Source organism: Pseudomonas sp. MWU13-2100 (assembly GCF_023242365.1).
Classification (GTDB): domain Bacteria; phylum Pseudomonadota; class Gammaproteobacteria; order Pseudomonadales; family Pseudomonadaceae; genus Aquipseudomonas.
In genome coordinates this window covers 18,335-34,822 of the sequence record NZ_JALLIX010000057.1, presented here as the reverse complement: position 1 = coordinate 34,822, position 16,488 = coordinate 18,335, and the positions used below count along the sequence as shown (strand labels likewise).

Here is a 16,488-nt window from a genome sequence, read left to right as displayed (position 1 = left end):
AGGTGTCTGATCGCCCTCGAGGGCTTTCTTATAGGCGCCGGAGGCAACTGCCATTTGTAAAACTCCCAACAAGATTTAGCCGCCGGGCCTGGGTGACCCGGCTTTGGATGGTTCGACCCACGGGCACTACTTGCCCGACTTGACCCTGGTCCAGCTGCGGGTCATCAAACGTTGGATTTTCGGGGGTAGCTCAGCATTGACGTACAGCTTGTCCACAACGGCCTGCGGTGGGTAAACCGCCTCATCGGTACGCACGGACTGATCCATCAGAGCGCCAGCCTTTGGGTTCGGGTTGGCATAACCGACATAATCGCTGACCTGGGCAATCGCTTCAGGTTGCAGCAGATAATTGATAAAGGCGTGGGCCTCCTTGACGTTGCCGGCGTCCTTGGGAATCGCCAGCATGTCGAACCAGAGGTTGCCGCCTTCCTTGGGAATCACATAGGCGATGTTCACGCCTTTCTTGGCTTCCTCGGCGCGTTTCCTGGCCTGGAAGATATCGCCGGAGAACCCGGCCGCCACGCAGATCTCGCCGTTGGCCAGATCGGAAATGTACTTGGAGGAGTTGAAGTAGGTGACGTAGGGACGGACTTTCAGCAGCTTCTCTTCAGCCAGCTTGTAGTCTTTTTCATTGGTGCTGTTGGGGCTCAAGCCCATGTAGTTGAGCACCGCCGGCAGCATTTCATCGGCCGAATCGAGGAACGCCACACCGCAGCCGGAGAGTTTCTTCAGGTTCTCCGGCTCGAACAGCACCGCCCAGGAGTCGATCTTGTCGACACCCAGCGCCGCCTTGACCTTCTCGACGTTGTAGCCGATGCCGTTGGTGCCCCACAGATAAGGCACGGCGTACTGGTTGCCCGGGTCGTTCTTTTCCAGGCGTTTCATCAACGCCGGGTCGAGGTTCACGTAGTTCGGCAGCTGGGTCTTGTCGAGTTTCTGGAACGCGCCCGCCTTGATCTGCTTGCCAAGGAAATGGTTGGACGGCACCACCACGTCATAGCCGGTGTGCCCGGCCAGCAACTTGCCTTCCAGGGTTTCATTGGAGTCGAAGACGTCATAGACCGGCACAATACCGGTGGCCTTCTGGAAATCCACCAGGGTGGTCTGCCCGATATAATCCGACCAGTTATAAATATGCACGGTCGGCGCCGCTTGCACACTGACCGCCAAGGTCAGCGCCGCGCCCGCCAGCATGGCTTTGCGAAAGAAAGAAACAGACAAGTGGAGGTCCTCTAGAAATCCACGGGAGCGGCCAAAGGCTGCGCCACTCCCGGGAGTTGTCTCAAATCGACTTATTTACCCGATTTGATCTTGGTCCAGCTGCGGGTCATTTCGCGCTGGGTCGCCGCCGGCAAGTCGGCGATGGCATACAGCTTGGCCTGCACATCCGCTGGCGGGTAGATGCCCGGGTCGCTGGTGATGCTCTTGTCGACCAATGCGGTCGCCTTCTCGTTACCGTTAGGGAAACGCACGCTGTCGGTGATCGCCGCCATGACTTCCGGCTTGAGCAGGTAGTTCATGAACTTGTAGGCCGCTTCGGTGTTTTCCGCATCTTTAGGGATCGACACCATGTCGTAGAAGCTGCCAGCCCCTTCTTTCGGGATGCTGTAGGCGACTTTGACCTTGTCACCGGCTTCGGCGGCACGGGACTTGGCCTGCTGGACATCACCCGAGTAACCGATGGCGACGCAGATGTTGCCGTTGGCTAGGTCGGAGATGTACTTGGACGAGTGGAAGTAGGCAATCGACGGACGCAGTTTGAGGAACAGATCTTCGGCTTTCTTCAGATCTTCCTTCTTCTGGGTGTCGGTCGGCAGGCCCAGGTAGTGCAGGGCTACCGGCAGCATTTCGGTTGGCGAATCGAGGAAGCTCACGCCGCAGCTTTTCAGCTTGGCGAGGTTCTCGGGCTTGAGTACCGAATCCCACGAGTCGATCTTGTCCACGCCCAGCGCCGCCTTGACCTTCTCCGGGTTGTAGCCGATGCCGATCGAGCCCCACATGTACGGGAACGCGTGTTTGTTGCCCGGGTCGCTGACCGAGACTGCCTTGAGCAGCGACTGGTTCAGGTTGCCGTAGTTGGACAGTTTCGACTTGTCCAGTTCCTGGTAGACACCGGCCTTGATCTGCTTGGCCAGGAAGTTGTTGGATGGCACAACGATATCGTAACCGGACTTGCCGGCCAGCAACTTGGCTTCCAGGGTTTCGTTACTGTCGAAGACGTCGTAAACCACCTTGATGCCGGACTCTTTTTCAAAGTTGGCCACGGTGTCCGGTGCGATGTAGTCGGACCAGTTGTAAACGTGCAACACCTTGTCGTCCGCGTGAGCGGCACCGGCCATGACACCCGCCAACGACAGGGCGAGGAGAGTCTTGCCGGCTACGTTCTTACCTAATGCCTTCATGCGTCATGCTCCAATTTATTCTTTTTAACCCGCTGTTCGGCGGCCAATTCCCGGGCAACTCGAAACAGTGGGGGTAGTCTGGCAAGATCCAAGGCAGCCTTTCAAGGAGAGACCACCCTTTCTGATTGCTCTGAGCGAAAGCACCTACACCGTACTTCCGGCTCAGAGCCTAGCACTTAGCCCTGTAATACACTCAGGGTCAGATCCAGGCACTTGCGTGCCTTGGCCACCAACTCGTCGATCTCGGTTTTGCTGATCACCAGTGGCGGCGCAATGATCATGGTGTCGCCGACGGCACGCATGATCAGTCCATTATCGAAGCAGAACTGCCGGCAGATCATGCCGACGCCTTTACCTTCATACCGCGCACGGGTGGCCTTGTCCTTGACCAGTTCGATGGCGCCCAACAGGCCCACACCGCGAACTTCACCCACCAATGGGTGATCGTTCAGTTCCCGCAGACGTTTCTGCAAATAGGGTGCCGTTTCGCTGCGCACGCGTTCGATAATTTTTTCTTCGCGCAGGATACGGATGTTTTCCAGGGCCACGGCCGCGGCCACCGGATGCCCGGAATAGGTGAAACCGTGGTTGAAATCACCGCCTTCATTGAGCACCGCGACCACTTCGTCGCGCACGATCAGGCCACCCATGGGGATGTAGCCGGAGGTCAGACCCTTGGCAATGGTCATCATGTCCGGCTTGAGGCCGTAGAAATCACTGCCGAACCACTCACCGGTGCGGCCGAAACCACAGATCACTTCGTCGGCGACGAAGAGAATGTCGTACTTGGCGAGGATTTCCTTGATGCGCGGCCAGTAGCTGTCCGGCGGCACGATCACGCCGCCCGCGCCCTGGATCGGCTCGGCGATAAAGGCACCGACGTTGTCCACGCCCAGTTCCAGGATCTTTTCTTCCAGTTGGTTCGCGGCCCAGACCCCGAACTCTTCCGGGCTCATGTCGCCGCCTTCGGCAAACCAGTATGGCTGCGGGATGTGGACGATGCCCGGGATCGGCAAGTCGCCCTGTTCGTGCATATAGGTCATGCCGCCCAGGCTCGCGCCGGCCACGGTGGAACCGTGATAGCCGTTCTTGCGACTGATGATGACCTTCTTGTTCGGCTGGCCTTTGATCGCCCAGTAGTGGCGGACCATCCGCAGCATGGTGTCGTTGCCTTCGGAGCCGGAACCGGTGAAGAACACGTGGTTCATGCCTGCGGGTGCGATCTCGGAGATGGCCTTGGCCAGTTCCAGCACCGGCGGGTGGGCGGTCTGGAAGAACAGGTTGTAATAAGGCAGCTCGCGCATTTGCTTGCTGGCGGCGTCGGCCAGCTCATCGCGACCGTAGCCGATGGCCACGCACCAGAGGCCGGCCATGCCGTCGAGTATCTGGTGGCCTTCGCTGTCCCAGAGGTAGACGCCCTTGGCGTGGGTGATGATGCGCGGGCCTTTCTCTTTCAACTGCTTGAAGTCGCTGAAGGGCGCCAGGTGGTGATCACTGCTGAGGGCTTGCCATTCACGGGTTTGCGGGTTGTTGCTGGTCATACGGTTCTCCTAGATTCCAGTAGAGGCGCGGTCTCCAGCTACCGCGCCCGGCGCATCAGACGGCGAAGAGCAGGAACTCCCGCTCCCACGAACTGATGACGCGCTTGAAGTTTTCATGCTCGGCCCGCTTGACCGCGACGTAGCCAGTGATGAATTTCTTGCCCAGGTATTTCTCGATGGTCTTGCTGTTTTCCATGCGCTCCAGGGCGTCCTCGATGGTCAGTGGCAGGCGCAGGTTGCGACGCTCGTAACCACGACCGACCACCGGCGCGCTCGGGTTGAGGCCCTCGACCATACCGATGTAGCCACACAGCAGACTTGCAGCAATCGCCAGGTAGGGGTTGGCGTCGGCGCCCGGCAGGCGGTTTTCCACGCGGCGGTTCTGCGGGCCGGCATCCGGGACCCGCAAGCCCACGGTGCGGTTCTCTTCGCCCCATTCGACGTTCACCGGTGCCGAGGTGTCCGGCAGGAAGCGGCGGAACGAGTTGACGTTCGGCGCGAACAGCGGCAGCAACTCGGGGATCAGCTTCTGCAGGCCGCCGATGTGATTCAGGAACAGCTGGCTCATGGTCCCGTCGTCATTGGAGAAGACGTTCTTGCCGGTAGCGATGTCGATGATGCTCTGGTGCAGGTGCATGGCGCTGCCCGGCTCGCCGGTCATGGGCTTGGCCATGAAGGTCGCCGCCACGTCGTGCTTGAGCGCGGCTTCGCGCATGGTGCGCTTGAACACCAGGATCTGGTCGGCCAGGGACAACGCGTCGCCATGCCGGAAGTTGATTTCCATCTGCGCCGTGCCGTCCTCGTGGATCAGCGTGTCGAGGTCCAGTTCCTGCAATTCGCACCAGTCGTAGACGTCTTCGAACAGCGGGTCGAATTCGTTGGCCGCTTCAATGGAGAACGACTGGCGACCGGTTTCCGGGCGACCGGAGCGGCCGATCGGCGGCTGCAACGGGTAGTCCGGATCGTCGCTGCGCTTGGTCAGGTAGAACTCCATTTCCGGCGCCACGATCGGCTGCCAGCCCTTTTCGGCATAGAGTGCCAGGACTTTTTTGAGCACGTTGCGCGGCGACAGCTCGATGGGGTTGCCCTGCTTGTCGTAGGTGTCGTGGATCACCTGGGCGGTGGGCTCGATGGCCCAGGGCACCAGGTACACCGCATTGCTGTCGGGGCGACAGATCATGTCGATGTCGGCCGGGTCGAGCAGTTCGTAATAGATGTCGTCTTCGACGTAATCACCGGTCACGGTCTGCAACAGGACGCTCTCGGGCAAGCGCATGCCTTTTTCGGCAATGAACTTGTTGGTCGGCGAGATCTTGCCTCGGGTGATGCCGGTAAGGTCGGCAATCATGCATTCGACTTCTGTGATCTTGTGGTCTTTCAACCAATCGGTGAGCTGGTCGAGGTTGTTACTCATAAGTGCCTCTGGGTTGGGGTTCCTGACGCCTATTATGGGTCAGGCGTTCGTTGACGCATCGGCGTCGCGTTGTAAAACCCGCTTTCGGCAGGCATCGCCGAAAGCCTGGAAGATCGCCAGGTAGACCGGGTTGCTCAGCACCTGCCATTCCGGGTGCCATTGCACCCCTAAAGCAAAAGCCTTGCCTTCGACCACCGAGACCGCCTCGATCAGGCCGTCCGGTGCCCTGGCTTCGACCCGCAGCCCCGGCGCCAAGCGGTCAACGCCCTGGCTGTGAATCGAGTTGACCTGGAATTCAGCCGGCAAGCCGAGGCCCGCCAGCACACCACCGGGCTGGACCCGCATGGCATGGGCCGGACCGTACTGCACCTCAAGGGGCTGGGACTGGTCCTCACGATGATCCATGAAGGTTCCAACCTCATGAACCTTTTGATGCAGGCTGCCACCGAAGGCCACGTTCATTTCCTGGAAGCCCCGGCAAATGCCGAGCACGGGAATGCCCGCGGCGACGGCGGCACGGATCAACGGCAGGGTGGTGCGGTCGCGTGCAGAATCATGAGCAGTGCCCGGCGCGCTGGCCGGACCGCCGTACAAATGCGGTTCGACGTTGGAGGGAGAGCCGGTAAACAGGATTCCATCCAGGCCGTCGAGAATATCGGACGGCTCGAACAGCTCGGCCAGGGCCGGAAGGATCAGCGGCAGCCCTTTGGCTGCGACGGCGACAGCACGGACATACTTGTCGCCACTGATGTGATAAGCATGCAAACCGATCTGTTTGGAGCATGCGGTAACGCCGATCAACGGCAGGCGAGACATGTAGCACCCCGGTATTATTGCTGTTATGGGTTTTAATCGAGCTTAGCCTTGTTCATTTTTTTACACAACACCCCCGTAAAAAATACAACACGGCCCGCTCAAGCCCGCGGTACCGGGGAGTGTCCGGCGCAAAAAATCGCCCCAAAATGCCGCAAAAAAGCCCCCTGAGCGCTTTTTCAGGGCAAAAAAGGCCTCGCTTGACTTCGGCATGCCGTTCGGGTTGACTGAAACCAGAAAAGATCAATGATTGATATTTTTAACAACAAAGGTGTTGCATCATGTCGGTACCCCCGCGTGCCGTTCAGCTTAACGAAGCGAACGCGTTCCTTAAGGATCATCCTGAGGTTCTGTACGTAGACCTTCTAATTGCGGATATGAATGGTGTGGTGCGTGGCAAGCGCATCGAACGCACCAGCCTCCACAAGGTTTACGAGAAGGGCATCAACCTGCCTGCCTCTCTATTTGCCCTGGATATCAACGGCTCGACGGTGGAAAGCACCGGCCTGGGTCTGGATATCGGCGATGCTGACCGAATCTGTTATCCGATCCCCGACACCCTGTGCAATGAGCCGTGGCAAAAGCGCCCGACCGCGCAACTGCTGATGACCATGCACGAACTTGAAGGTGAACCTTTCTTCGCCGATCCTCGCGAAGTCCTGCGGCAAGTCGTGAGCAAGTTCGACGAGCTCGGCCTGACCATCTGCGCCGCGTTCGAGCTGGAGTTCTACCTGATCGATCAGGAGAACGTGAACGGTCGCCCGCAACCGCCCCGCTCGCCGATCTCCGGCAAACGCCCGCATTCGACCCAGGTCTACCTGATCGACGACCTCGACGAATACGTCGACTGCCTCCAGGACATCCTCGAAGGTGCGAAAGAGCAAGGCATCCCGGCTGACGCGATCGTCAAGGAAAGCGCCCCGGCGCAGTTCGAAGTGAACCTGCACCACGTCGCCGACCCGATCAAGGCCTGTGACTACGCGGTCCTGCTCAAGCGCCTGATCAAGAACATCGCCTACGACCATGAGATGGACACCACCTTCATGGCCAAGCCTTACCCGGGCCAGGCAGGCAACGGACTGCACGTCCATATCTCGATTCTCGACAAGGAAGGCAAGAACATCTTTGCCAGCGAGGATCCCGAGCAGAACGCCGCGCTGCGTCACGCGATCGGCGGTGTGCTCGAGACCCTACCGGCGCAGATGGCCTTCCTCTGCCCGAACGTCAACTCCTACCGCCGTTTCGGCGCACAGTTCTACGTGCCGAACTCGCCGTGCTGGGGCCTGGACAACCGCACGGTGGCGATTCGCGTACCGACCGGCTCGTCCGACGCCGTGCGCATCGAACACCGGGTCGCCGGCGCCGATGCCAACCCGTATCTGTTGATGGCTTCCGTTCTGGCCGGTATTCACCACGGCCTGACCAACAAGGTCGAGCCGGGCGCTCCGGTGGAAGGCAACAGCTACGAGCAGAACGAGCAGAGCCTGCCGAACAACCTGCGCGATGCCCTGCGCGAGCTGGACGACAGCGAGATCATGGCCAAGTACATCGATCCGAAATACATCGATATCTTCGTCGCCTGCAAAGAGAGCGAGCTGGAGGAGTTCGAACACTCCATCTCCGACCTCGAATACAACTGGTACCTGCATACCGTGTAAGCGGTTGCGGCAATAAAGAAGAACGCCGCCGGCCTAGCGCCTGCGGCGTTTTTTTATGCCTCTGTGGCAGCAAGCCTGATCTTGGTGACACCACACCTGTGGCGAGCGGGCTTGCCCGCGCTGGGCTGCGAAGCGGCCCCAAAGTCAGTGACCTCATAGTGTCAGGTAGAACACAGTCACAGGCTTTACGACTGCTTCGCAGCCGAACGCGGCGGCGCGGCGTCCCGGCAAGCCCGCTCGCCACAAGACACCACACCAGCGTCCTCGCGTACAATGCCCGCTGCCCTTGCCGGAGAACCCCATGACCCGCCCCGCCACCGCTCGCAAACCCCGCGCACGCAGCCAGGCCCGGATCGACTCGATCCTCGACGCCGCGCGCACCTTGCTTGCCGCCGAAGGCGTGGCCAGTCTGTCGATCTACAGCGTGGCGGAACGGGCCGGGATCCCGCCGTCCTCGGTCTATCACTTCTTCGCCAGCGTCCCGGCCCTGCTCGAAGCCCTGACCAACGATGTCCACGCGGCCTTTCGCGCCACCTTGCAGGCCCCCATCGACCACCAGGCCCTCACCAGCTGGCGCGACCTGTCACGGTTGGTGGAGCAGCGGATGCTGAACATCTATGAAGAGGATGCGGCGGCGCGGCAGCTGATCCTCGCGCAACACGGCCTGACCGAAGTCACCCAGGCCGACCGCCAGCACGACATCGAGCTCGGCGACCTGATGCACAAGCTGTTTATCCGGCATTTCGAGTTGCCGGCGCTGCCCAAGGAAGTCGATGTGTTCGCCTTGGCGATGGAGCTGGGGGATCGGGTCTATGCGCGTTCGGTGCAGTTGCACGACCAGATCACGCCACGCATGGCGGAAGAAGGGATGCGCGTGTTCGATGCGTATCTGGGGTTGTATTTGCCGCCGTATCTGCCGAGGCGCGACCAGCCGCTCTGAAGGGCGACGGTGAATACCCGCTCCACACGATAACTGTGGGAACCATTATCGAACTTACGCCAGTCGATCTTCGCGTGCGTGGCTTATTCATAGGCGCCGTCGGCCTGGGCGACTTTCGCCGGATCAACGGTGCTCCGGTAGACCACGGTCACATCGGCGGCCTGGGCAAACCAGCTGGTCCCGGCCAGGGACAAGGCCGCCAGGAGGCGGAGTGGAGCATGCAGTTTCATGGGTCAAGCTCCTCGACAGGCGACCGGGAATCCGCATGTCGAGAGACTAAATGGTCTAAGAATATTAAAAAAAATAACTTATGTGCATTAGCTGATCCGTTAAAACGTCACCGTCTCCACCGCGACAACCGCGCCGAGCCTCACCAACGCTACAACAATCACTCAGGGCCGCAGGTCGGAGAAAAATCGACATAAAGAACTAAAAACCGACGAATGAAGGTACGCGCCTGGTTTTTTCTTCTATGGTTCTTTGCGTAACGCCATACCAACCGTCCGGCTGAATCAGACAAATGCCGTAATAAATTGACGGGAGTGGCAGCGTTTAGCCATGATTGCGTCGCTTTTTTGAAACTTCCTGTCCATGAGAACCAATCTCAAATACAGATTGATCTAAAAAGCGCTTAAAAAGACCTTTCAGAAATAAGCCTGGAGGCCGATATCCTTCTCAGGCTTGGATAAATGCTCAGGCAGATTATTCCTGAATCGTCTTAAAAAGGACGAAATAGTTCTTTTTGGGTTTATGAAAATTTTCATTACCCTGCAAGGAGCAAATTTACGGCGGTTAGACCAAAGTCTAGGCATGGTTTGTTACGATTGACTTACCAGTCACGATCTGGTGCTAATCGCGCATCTGTGGCTACAAAGGGACGCTAGATCCCCGGCCAGGACACACAAAAATTAGAAATGAGAGGAGCTGTACCATGAAGAAGTCCACCTTGGCCCTGGCTGTGGCCGTAGGGGTTTTGGCGCAACAGGCTCACGCAGAATCGCAAGCCGATGCCAAAGGTTTTATCGAAGGCGCTACGTCGACCTTGGGTATCCGTAACTACTACATCAACAACGATAGCCGTAGCGGGAAACCTGCTCAGAGCCTGAGTACAGAATGGGGCCAAGGCTTCGATCTGCGTTTCAACTCCGGTTACACCCAAGGCACCGTGGGTTTTGGTCTTGACGCCATTGGCCTGCTGGGGATCAAGCTGGACTCCGGTCGTGGTAGCAACGGTGCTTCCAACACGAGCTATGGCAGCAACATGTTTCCTGCCCAGGCCACTAACAGCAACAGCAAGGCGGTCAACGATTTCGCCAGTCTGGGCCTGACCGGCAAGGTCCGAATTTCGCAGACCGCGCTGAAAATCGGCACCCTGATGCCAAACAACCCGGTGATCAAGACCAACGACAGTCGTTTGGTGACGCAAACCTTCACAGGTGGCGAGATCACCTCGAACGAAATCAAGGACCTGACACTGACTGGCGGTCAGATTGAAGCCGTCAAGGGTCGTAGCTCCAGCAACGACGAAGGCATGTCGATCGCCGGCGCAAACGCTATTACAGCGAACGGTCGTCGCAGCAACAAGTTCTACTATGGTGGCGCCGACTACAAGATCACCAAGGATCTGGTCGCTTCGTACTACTACGGCGAGCTGAAGGACTTCTATTCGCAGAATTTCCTCGGCCTGGTACACAGCTGGGCCATCGGTCCTGGCGTGCTGAACAGTGACCTGCGTTACTACCGTAGCCGCGATAACGGCGCCAACGGCAGCAACAGTAACTACTTCACCACGGGTTACTATGGCAACAAGGTTACCAAGGGCAAGGTCGACAACGACCTGTATAGCTACCTGGCCCTGTACTCGGTGGCCGGCCACACCTTCGGCGGTGGTTATCAGTACACCAAAGGCGACAGCGACTTCCCTTGGTTGAACCAAGGTGATGGCTCGTCCGCCAGCATCACCACCGACATGCAGATCCAGAAGTTCGCCCGTGCCGGCGAGCGTACCTGGCAGGCTCGCTACGCCTATGACTTCGCCAAGCTTGGCGTACCCGGTCTGACCGCCGGTGTGGTCTACCTGCACGGCGACAATATCCAGACCAGTGCTGGTGACAAGAGCGAGTGGGAACGCGATATCAGCGTCGGCTACGTGATCCCGCAAGGCACCTTCAAGAACCTCGGTTTTGCCTGGAAGAACGCCATGTGGCGCACCAGTGCCGCCGTTGCTTCTAGCTACCAGGACGAAAACCGTCTGATCGTCAGCTACTCGATCCCGCTGCTGTAAGCGTGATCGTTTAAAGTCGAGATCCACACTCAGCCCGGCGCAATGCCGGGCTGAGTGCTTCACGTACTGCTTGAAACTACCTTCTCAGCTTCGCCTCGAACGCCAACCTTCGACAGCACGGCGCCAAGTACCCCACTGAGTTACATCCCCTTAGCCCTCTCACAAGCTGTGGACAAGGTTGCTCCCACGCGCGCCCGGCGTCCAATGAAAGTCTTTTTAATATTCAATTTAGATCTAAATAAATCGATATTTATTCTTTTTAAATAAACTCTCCAGCAGGCACAGTAGGCTCATCACGCACTCACCAGGAGCAGCACCATGAGCCTAAGACTCGGCGACATCGCCCCCGACTTCGAACAGGACTCCAGCGCCGGCAAGATTCGTTTCCACGAGTGGCTCGGCGACAGTTGGGGCGTGCTGTTCTCCCATCCGGCGGACTTCACCCCGGTGTGCACCACCGAGCTGGGCTTTACCGCCAAGCTCAAAGATGAATTCGCCCGGCGTGGCGTCAAGGCCATTGCCCTGTCGGTGGACCCGGTGGACTCGCACCACAAGTGGATCGAGGACATCAACGAAACCCAGAATACCGTGGTCAACTTCCCGATCCTGGCCGATGCCGATCGCAAGGTTTCCGATCTCTACGACCTGATCCACCCGAATGCCAACGACACCCTCACCGTGCGCTCGCTGTTCGTGATCGATCCGCACAAGAAGGTCCGGCTGACCATCACCTACCCGGCCAGCACCGGACGCAATTTCCACGAGATCCTGCGGGTGATCGACTCCTTGCAGCTCACCGACAACTACAAGGTGGCCACTCCGGCCAACTGGCAGGACGGTGACGAGGTGGTGATCGTGCCATCACTCAAGGACGAAGACGAAATCAACAAACGCTTCCCCAAAGGTTACCGCGCGCTGAAGCCGTACCTGCGCCTGACGCCACAGCCCAATCGCTGAAGCCGATTTTTACAAGGAACTACCGGCATGCTGGTCGTCACACTTGGAGGAAGCCCCAGCCAGCGTTCGCGCTCAGGGGTACTGCTGGACCAGGCCAAGCGCCGGCTGATCGAACACGGCGTGGAAGTGGTGAGTTACCAGATCCGCGACTTCCCGGCCGAAGACCTGTTGCACGCGCGCTTCGACAGCCCGCAGATCGTCGACCTGCTGCAACAGATCGAACACGCCGACGGCCTGGTCATCGCCACGCCGGTGTACAAGGCCTCGTTCTCCGGGGCCCTGAAAACCGTACTTGACCTGCTGCCCGAACGCGCCCTGAGCCACAAGGTGGTGCTGCCCATGGCCACCGGCGGCAGCATCGCCCATATGCTCGCCGTGGATTACGCCCTCAAGCCGGTGCTGTCGGCGCTCAAGGCCCAGGAGATGCTCCACGGCATCTTCGCCGAGGACAGCCAGATCGCCTATGGCCAAGGCAGCGCCCAAGCGCAGTTGGCACCGGCCCTGGAACAACGTCTGCACGAGGCCCTGGAACAGTTCCACAGTGCCCTGGCGCGGCGTCCCAAGCCGCTGGACCCGACACTGCTCAACGAGCGCCTGCTCACGGCTCGCTGGAGCATCTGAGCCGCTTCACCCGATCTCGATGTACTGACCTTACTCGCCCGCCAACGGGCAAGCAGGTGCAGCCAAAACCCTCACAGCAGAAGGAGAGCGCCATGCGCCCTGTCATTTTGCGTCGCGGTCTGGTCGCTCTGTTTGCTGCGGCTGTCACCTTCGGCGCTATTACCCAAGCTCAAGCTGAAACCTTGCGGATTGGCTATCAGAAATACGGCACCCTGGTGCTGCTCAGGGCCAAGGGTACTCTGGAAAAACGCCTCGCCGACCAAGGCATACAGGTGCAATGGACCGAATTCCCCGGCGGCCCGCAACTGCTCGAAGGACTGAACGTCGGCGCCATCGACTTCGGCGTAACCGGCGAAACACCACCGGTCTTCGCCCAGGCCGCAGGCGCCGACCTGCTCTACGTTGCCGCGGAACCGCCGGCCCCCAGCAGCGAAGCGATCCTGGTGCCGAAGGATTCGCCGATCAAATCGGTGCTGGAACTCAAGGGCAAGAAGGTCGTCCTCAACAAAGGCTCCAACGTCCATTACCTGCTGGTTCGCGCCCTTGAAGACGCCGGCCTGAAGTACAGCGATATCCAGACCGTGTTCCTACCTCCGGCCGATGCCCGCGCCGCCTTCGAGCGTGGCAGCGTCGATGCCTGGGTCATCTGGGACCCGTACCAGGCCGCCGCCGAACAGCAACTGCAGGCCCGCACCCTGCGTGACGGTACCGGCCTGGTGGACAACAACCAGTTCTACCTTGCCAGCCAACCTTATGCCGAAAAACATCCCGAAGTGATCAAGGCCCTGGTCGAAGAGGTCCGTGCCGTGGGTGACTGGTCCAAGGCCAATCCCGAGGAAGTCACCGCCCAGGTGGCACCGCTGCTCGGCCTGCCCGCCGACATCACCCTGATCACGGTGAAACGCCAGGGTTATGGCGCGCAGTTCCTCACCCCGGCCGTGATCGCGGCGCAACAGAAAATCGCCGACAGCTTCTACCAGCTCAAGTTGATTCCCAAACCGCTGAGCATCAAGGACGTGATCTGGACCCCGCCGGCGACCGTTGCCCAAGCACTTTGAACCGTATTCCTTAGGAGACCACTCCATGAGCCTCAATATTTTCTGGTTCCTGCCTACCCACGGCGACGGCCATTACCTTGGCACCGCCGAAGGCGCTCGCGCCGTTGACCACGGTTACCTGCAGCAAGTGGCCCAGGCCGCCGACCGCCTCGGTTTCGGCGGTGTGCTGATCCCTACCGGACGTTCCTGCGAGGACTCCTGGCTGGTGGCCGCCTCGTTGATCCCGGTGACCCAGCGCCTGAAATTCCTCGTTGCCCTGCGCCCCGGGATCATCTCCCCGACCGTGGCGGCGCGCCAGGCCGCGACCCTCGACCGGCTGTCCAGCGGACGAGCGCTGTTCAACCTGGTGACCGGCGGCGACCCGGACGAACTGGCCGGCGACGGCCTGTTCCTCAGCCACGAAGAGCGCTACCAGGCCTCGGTGGAATTCACCCGCATCTGGCGTCGTGTGCTGGAAGGCGAAACCGTCGACTACGATGGCCAACACATCAGCGTCAAAGGCGCCAAGCTGCTCTACCCGCCGATCCAGCAACCGCGTCCGCCGCTGTACTTCGGCGGCTCGTCGGAAGCCGCCCAGGACCTCGCCGCCGAACAGGTGGACATGGTCCTGACCTGGGGCGAGCCGCCGGCCGCTGTCGCCGAGAAGATCGAACAGGTGCGGGCCAAGGCCGCCAAGCTCGGGCGCAGCGTGCGCTTCGGCATTCGTCTGCACGTGATCGTGCGTGAAACCAACGCCGAAGCCTGGCAGGCAGCCGACAGACTGATCTCGCATCTGGACGACGAGACCATCGCCCGCGCGCAGAAATCCCTGGCGCGCTTCGACTCCGTCGGCCAGCAGCGCATGGCCGCCCTGCATGGCGGCAGCCGCGACAACCTGGAAGTCAGCCCCAACCTCTGGGCCGGCGTCGGCCTGGTCCGTGGCGGGGCCGGCACCGCGCTGGTCGGCGACGGCCCGACCGTGGCCGCACGGGTCAAGGAATACGCCGACCTGGGCATCGACACCTTTATCTTTTCCGGTTACCCACACCTGGAAGAGTCGTACCGGGTCGCCGAGTTGCTGTTCCCGCACCTGGACATCGAGCGTGCGGAACTGCCGAAAAGCACCGGCTACGTCAGCCCCTTCGGTGAGATGGTCGCCAACGACATCCTGCCCAAAGCCGTGTCCCAGAGCTGAGGCCGGCCATGACGACCTTGACCGGACTTACCCACAAGCTCGCGCCCTGGGCCCTGCCGGTGCTGTTGTTGACGGTGTGGCAACTGTCGGTGTCGGCCGGCTGGCTGTCGACCCGGATCCTGCCCGCGCCAAGCGCCGTGGTCGAAGCCGGCATCGCCCTGGTGAAGAGCGGCGATCTCTGGAAACACCTGGCCATCAGCAGTTGGCGCGCCGGTATCGGCTTTGTCATCGGTGGCAGCATCGGCCTGGCCCTGGGCTTTATCACCGGCCTGTCGAAATGGGCTGAACGCCTGCTCGACAGCTCGGTGCAGATGATCCGCAACGTACCGCACCTGGCGCTGATCCCGCTGGTGATCCTGTGGTTCGGCATCGACGAGTCGGCGAAGATTTTCCTGGTGGCCCTGGGCACCCTGTTCCCGATCTACCTCAACACCTACCACGGCATTCGCAACGTCGACCCGGCGCTGGTGGAAATGGCCCGCAGCTACGGCCTGTCCGGTTTCGGCCTGTTTCGCCAGGTGATCCTGCCGGGCGCCCTGCCCTCGATCCTGGTCGGCGTGCGCTTTGCCCTGGGTTTCATGTGGTTGACGCTGATCGTCGCGGAAACCATTTCCGCCAGTTCCGGTATCGGCTACCTGGCGATGAATGCCCGGGAATTCCTGCAAACCGACGTGGTGGTGTTGGCCATCGTTCTCTACGCCGTCCTCGGCAAACTGGCGGACCTCGCGGCCCGTGGCCTGGAACGGGTCTGGCTGCGCTGGCACCCGGCCTATCAAGTGAGCAAGGGCGGTGCGCAATGACGGCTCAACAACCTCCACGCCTGCTGCGCGGTATTCCGCTGGCGGTGCGCAAGCTGCAAAAGACCTTCGGCCAACGCCAGGTGCTGCGGGAAATCGACCTGCATATCCCGGCCGGGCAGTTCGTCGCCGTGGTCGGCCGCAGCGGCTGCGGCAAAAGCACCCTGCTGCGCCTGCTGGCCGGTCTCGACCAACCCAGCGGCGGTGAATTGCTGGCTGGCTCGGCGGCCCTGAGCGAAGCCCGCGAAGACACCCGGCTGATGTTCCAGGAAGCGCGTTTGCTGCCCTGGAAAAAGCTGATCGACAACGTCGGCCTTGGTCTCAAAGGCAACTGGCGGCCCCAGGCGCTGGAAGCGCTGGAAGCGGTCGGCCTGGCGGACCGTGCCGATGAATGGCCGGCGGCCCTGTCCGGTGGCCAGAAGCAGCGCGTGGCCCTGGCCCGCGCCCTGATCCACAAACCGCGCCTGTTGCTGCTGGACGAGCCGCTGGGGGCCCTGGATGCCCTGACCCGGATCGAGATGCAGCAACTGATCGAGCGTCTCTGGCTGCAGCATGGTTTTACCGTGTTGCTGGTGACCCATGACGTCAGTGAAGCCGTGGCCATCGCCGATCGGGTGATCCTGATCGAGGACGGCGAGGTCGGCCTTGACCTGCACGTCGAACTGCCGCGTCCGCGGGCGCGTGGTTCGCATCGCCTGGCGGCGCTGGAGAGCGAAGTGTTGAACCGGGTGTTGTCACTGCCTGGCGTACCGCCCGAGCCGGAACCCGTATCGCCCTTGCCCACGCAGTTGCGTTGGGCGCTGTAACCCATGTCTTGCTTACTCAATCC

Annotated in this window: 14 protein-coding genes and 1 pseudogene; 9 read left to right on the top strand and 6 right to left on the bottom strand. The window is 60.4% G+C overall.

Translation table 11 applies throughout. The features are described 5' to 3' along the window. Positions 1–126 precede the first annotated feature (126 nt). The 5 genes from M5B99_RS27150 to M5B99_RS27130 form a co-directional block, all read right to left on the bottom strand. Positions 127–1,221 carry a polyamine ABC transporter substrate-binding protein gene (locus M5B99_RS27150; RefSeq protein WP_318654592.1) on the bottom strand — a complete coding sequence of 365 codons (1,095 nt, stop codon included), beginning with the start codon at positions 1,219–1,221 and terminating at the stop codon, positions 127–129. A 71-nt stretch (positions 1,222–1,292) separates the two neighbouring features. Further along, positions 1,293–2,402, bottom strand: coding sequence for a polyamine ABC transporter substrate-binding protein (locus tag M5B99_RS27145; protein ID WP_248806941.1), 1,110 nt, complete (start codon positions 2,400–2,402; stop codon positions 1,293–1,295). Positions 2,403–2,578: 176 nt separating this feature from the next. Beyond that, the gene (locus tag M5B99_RS27140; protein ID WP_248806940.1) at positions 2,579–3,943 is read right to left on the bottom strand and encodes an aspartate aminotransferase family protein; all 1,365 of its coding nucleotides are present in this window, start codon (positions 3,941–3,943) and stop codon (positions 2,579–2,581) included. A gap of 55 nt (positions 3,944–3,998) precedes the next feature. Continuing rightward, positions 3,999–5,357: a glutamine synthetase family protein gene (locus M5B99_RS27135; RefSeq protein ID WP_248806939.1), complete on the bottom strand. Its 1,359-nt coding sequence runs from the start codon at positions 5,355–5,357 to the stop codon at positions 3,999–4,001. 39 nt (positions 5,358–5,396) lie between these two features. Next, positions 5,397–6,173, bottom strand: a complete 777-nt coding sequence (locus M5B99_RS27130; protein WP_248806938.1) for a gamma-glutamyl-gamma-aminobutyrate hydrolase family protein — start codon at positions 6,171–6,173, stop codon at positions 5,397–5,399. A 278-nt stretch (positions 6,174–6,451) separates the two neighbouring features. On the opposite strand from M5B99_RS27130, the gene M5B99_RS27125 reads away from it, so the two are divergent. Beyond that, positions 6,452–7,828, top strand: coding sequence for a glutamine synthetase family protein (locus tag M5B99_RS27125; protein ID WP_100942583.1), 1,377 nt, complete (start codon positions 6,452–6,454; stop codon positions 7,826–7,828). Between the two features lie 301 nt (positions 7,829–8,129). Beyond that, entirely contained in the window at positions 8,130–8,768 is a 639-nt protein-coding gene (locus tag M5B99_RS27120; RefSeq protein ID WP_248806937.1) for a TetR/AcrR family transcriptional regulator, read from the top strand. On the opposite strand, the pseudogene tauA reads toward M5B99_RS27120, so the two are convergent. Beyond that, positions 8,699–8,998 (bottom strand): annotated as a pseudogene (gene tauA / locus M5B99_RS30360) (taurine ABC transporter substrate-binding protein); the annotation flags it as partial. The gene M5B99_RS27120 and the pseudogene tauA overlap by 70 nt on opposite strands. Positions 8,999–9,699: 701 nt before the next feature. Here tauA and M5B99_RS27110 point away from each other — a divergent pair. From M5B99_RS27110 to ssuB, 7 genes are all read left to right on the top strand, one after another. Continuing rightward, the gene (locus tag M5B99_RS27110) at positions 9,700–11,052 is read left to right on the top strand and encodes an OprD family porin (RefSeq protein ID WP_248806936.1); all 1,353 of its coding nucleotides are present in this window, start codon (positions 9,700–9,702) and stop codon (positions 11,050–11,052) included. A 318-nt stretch (positions 11,053–11,370) separates the two neighbouring features. Further along, positions 11,371–12,009 carry a peroxiredoxin gene (locus tag M5B99_RS27105; RefSeq protein WP_248806935.1) on the top strand — a complete coding sequence of 213 codons (639 nt, stop codon included), beginning with the start codon at positions 11,371–11,373 and terminating at the stop codon, positions 12,007–12,009. Between the two features lie 27 nt (positions 12,010–12,036). Continuing rightward, positions 12,037–12,630, top strand: coding sequence for an NADPH-dependent FMN reductase (ssuE, locus tag M5B99_RS27100; protein WP_248806934.1), 594 nt, complete (start codon positions 12,037–12,039; stop codon positions 12,628–12,630). A gap of 92 nt (positions 12,631–12,722) precedes the next feature. Continuing rightward, positions 12,723–13,688 carry a sulfonate ABC transporter substrate-binding protein gene (locus M5B99_RS27095; RefSeq protein ID WP_248806933.1) on the top strand — a complete coding sequence of 322 codons (966 nt, stop codon included), beginning with the start codon at positions 12,723–12,725 and terminating at the stop codon, positions 13,686–13,688. 25 nt (positions 13,689–13,713) lie between these two features. Then, complete coding sequence (gene ssuD, locus M5B99_RS27090) at positions 13,714–14,862, top strand: FMNH2-dependent alkanesulfonate monooxygenase (RefSeq protein ID WP_248806932.1); 1,149 nt, start codon at positions 13,714–13,716, stop codon at positions 14,860–14,862. A gap of 8 nt (positions 14,863–14,870) precedes the next feature. Then, entirely contained in the window at positions 14,871–15,662 is a 792-nt protein-coding gene (gene ssuC / locus M5B99_RS27085) for an aliphatic sulfonate ABC transporter permease SsuC (RefSeq protein ID WP_248806931.1), read from the top strand. Next, positions 15,659–16,465 carry an aliphatic sulfonates ABC transporter ATP-binding protein gene (ssuB, locus tag M5B99_RS27080; protein WP_248806930.1) on the top strand — a complete coding sequence of 269 codons (807 nt, stop codon included), beginning with the start codon at positions 15,659–15,661 and terminating at the stop codon, positions 16,463–16,465. The genes ssuC and ssuB overlap by 4 nt, the downstream gene beginning before the upstream one ends. Positions 16,466–16,488: the final 23 nt, after the last annotated feature.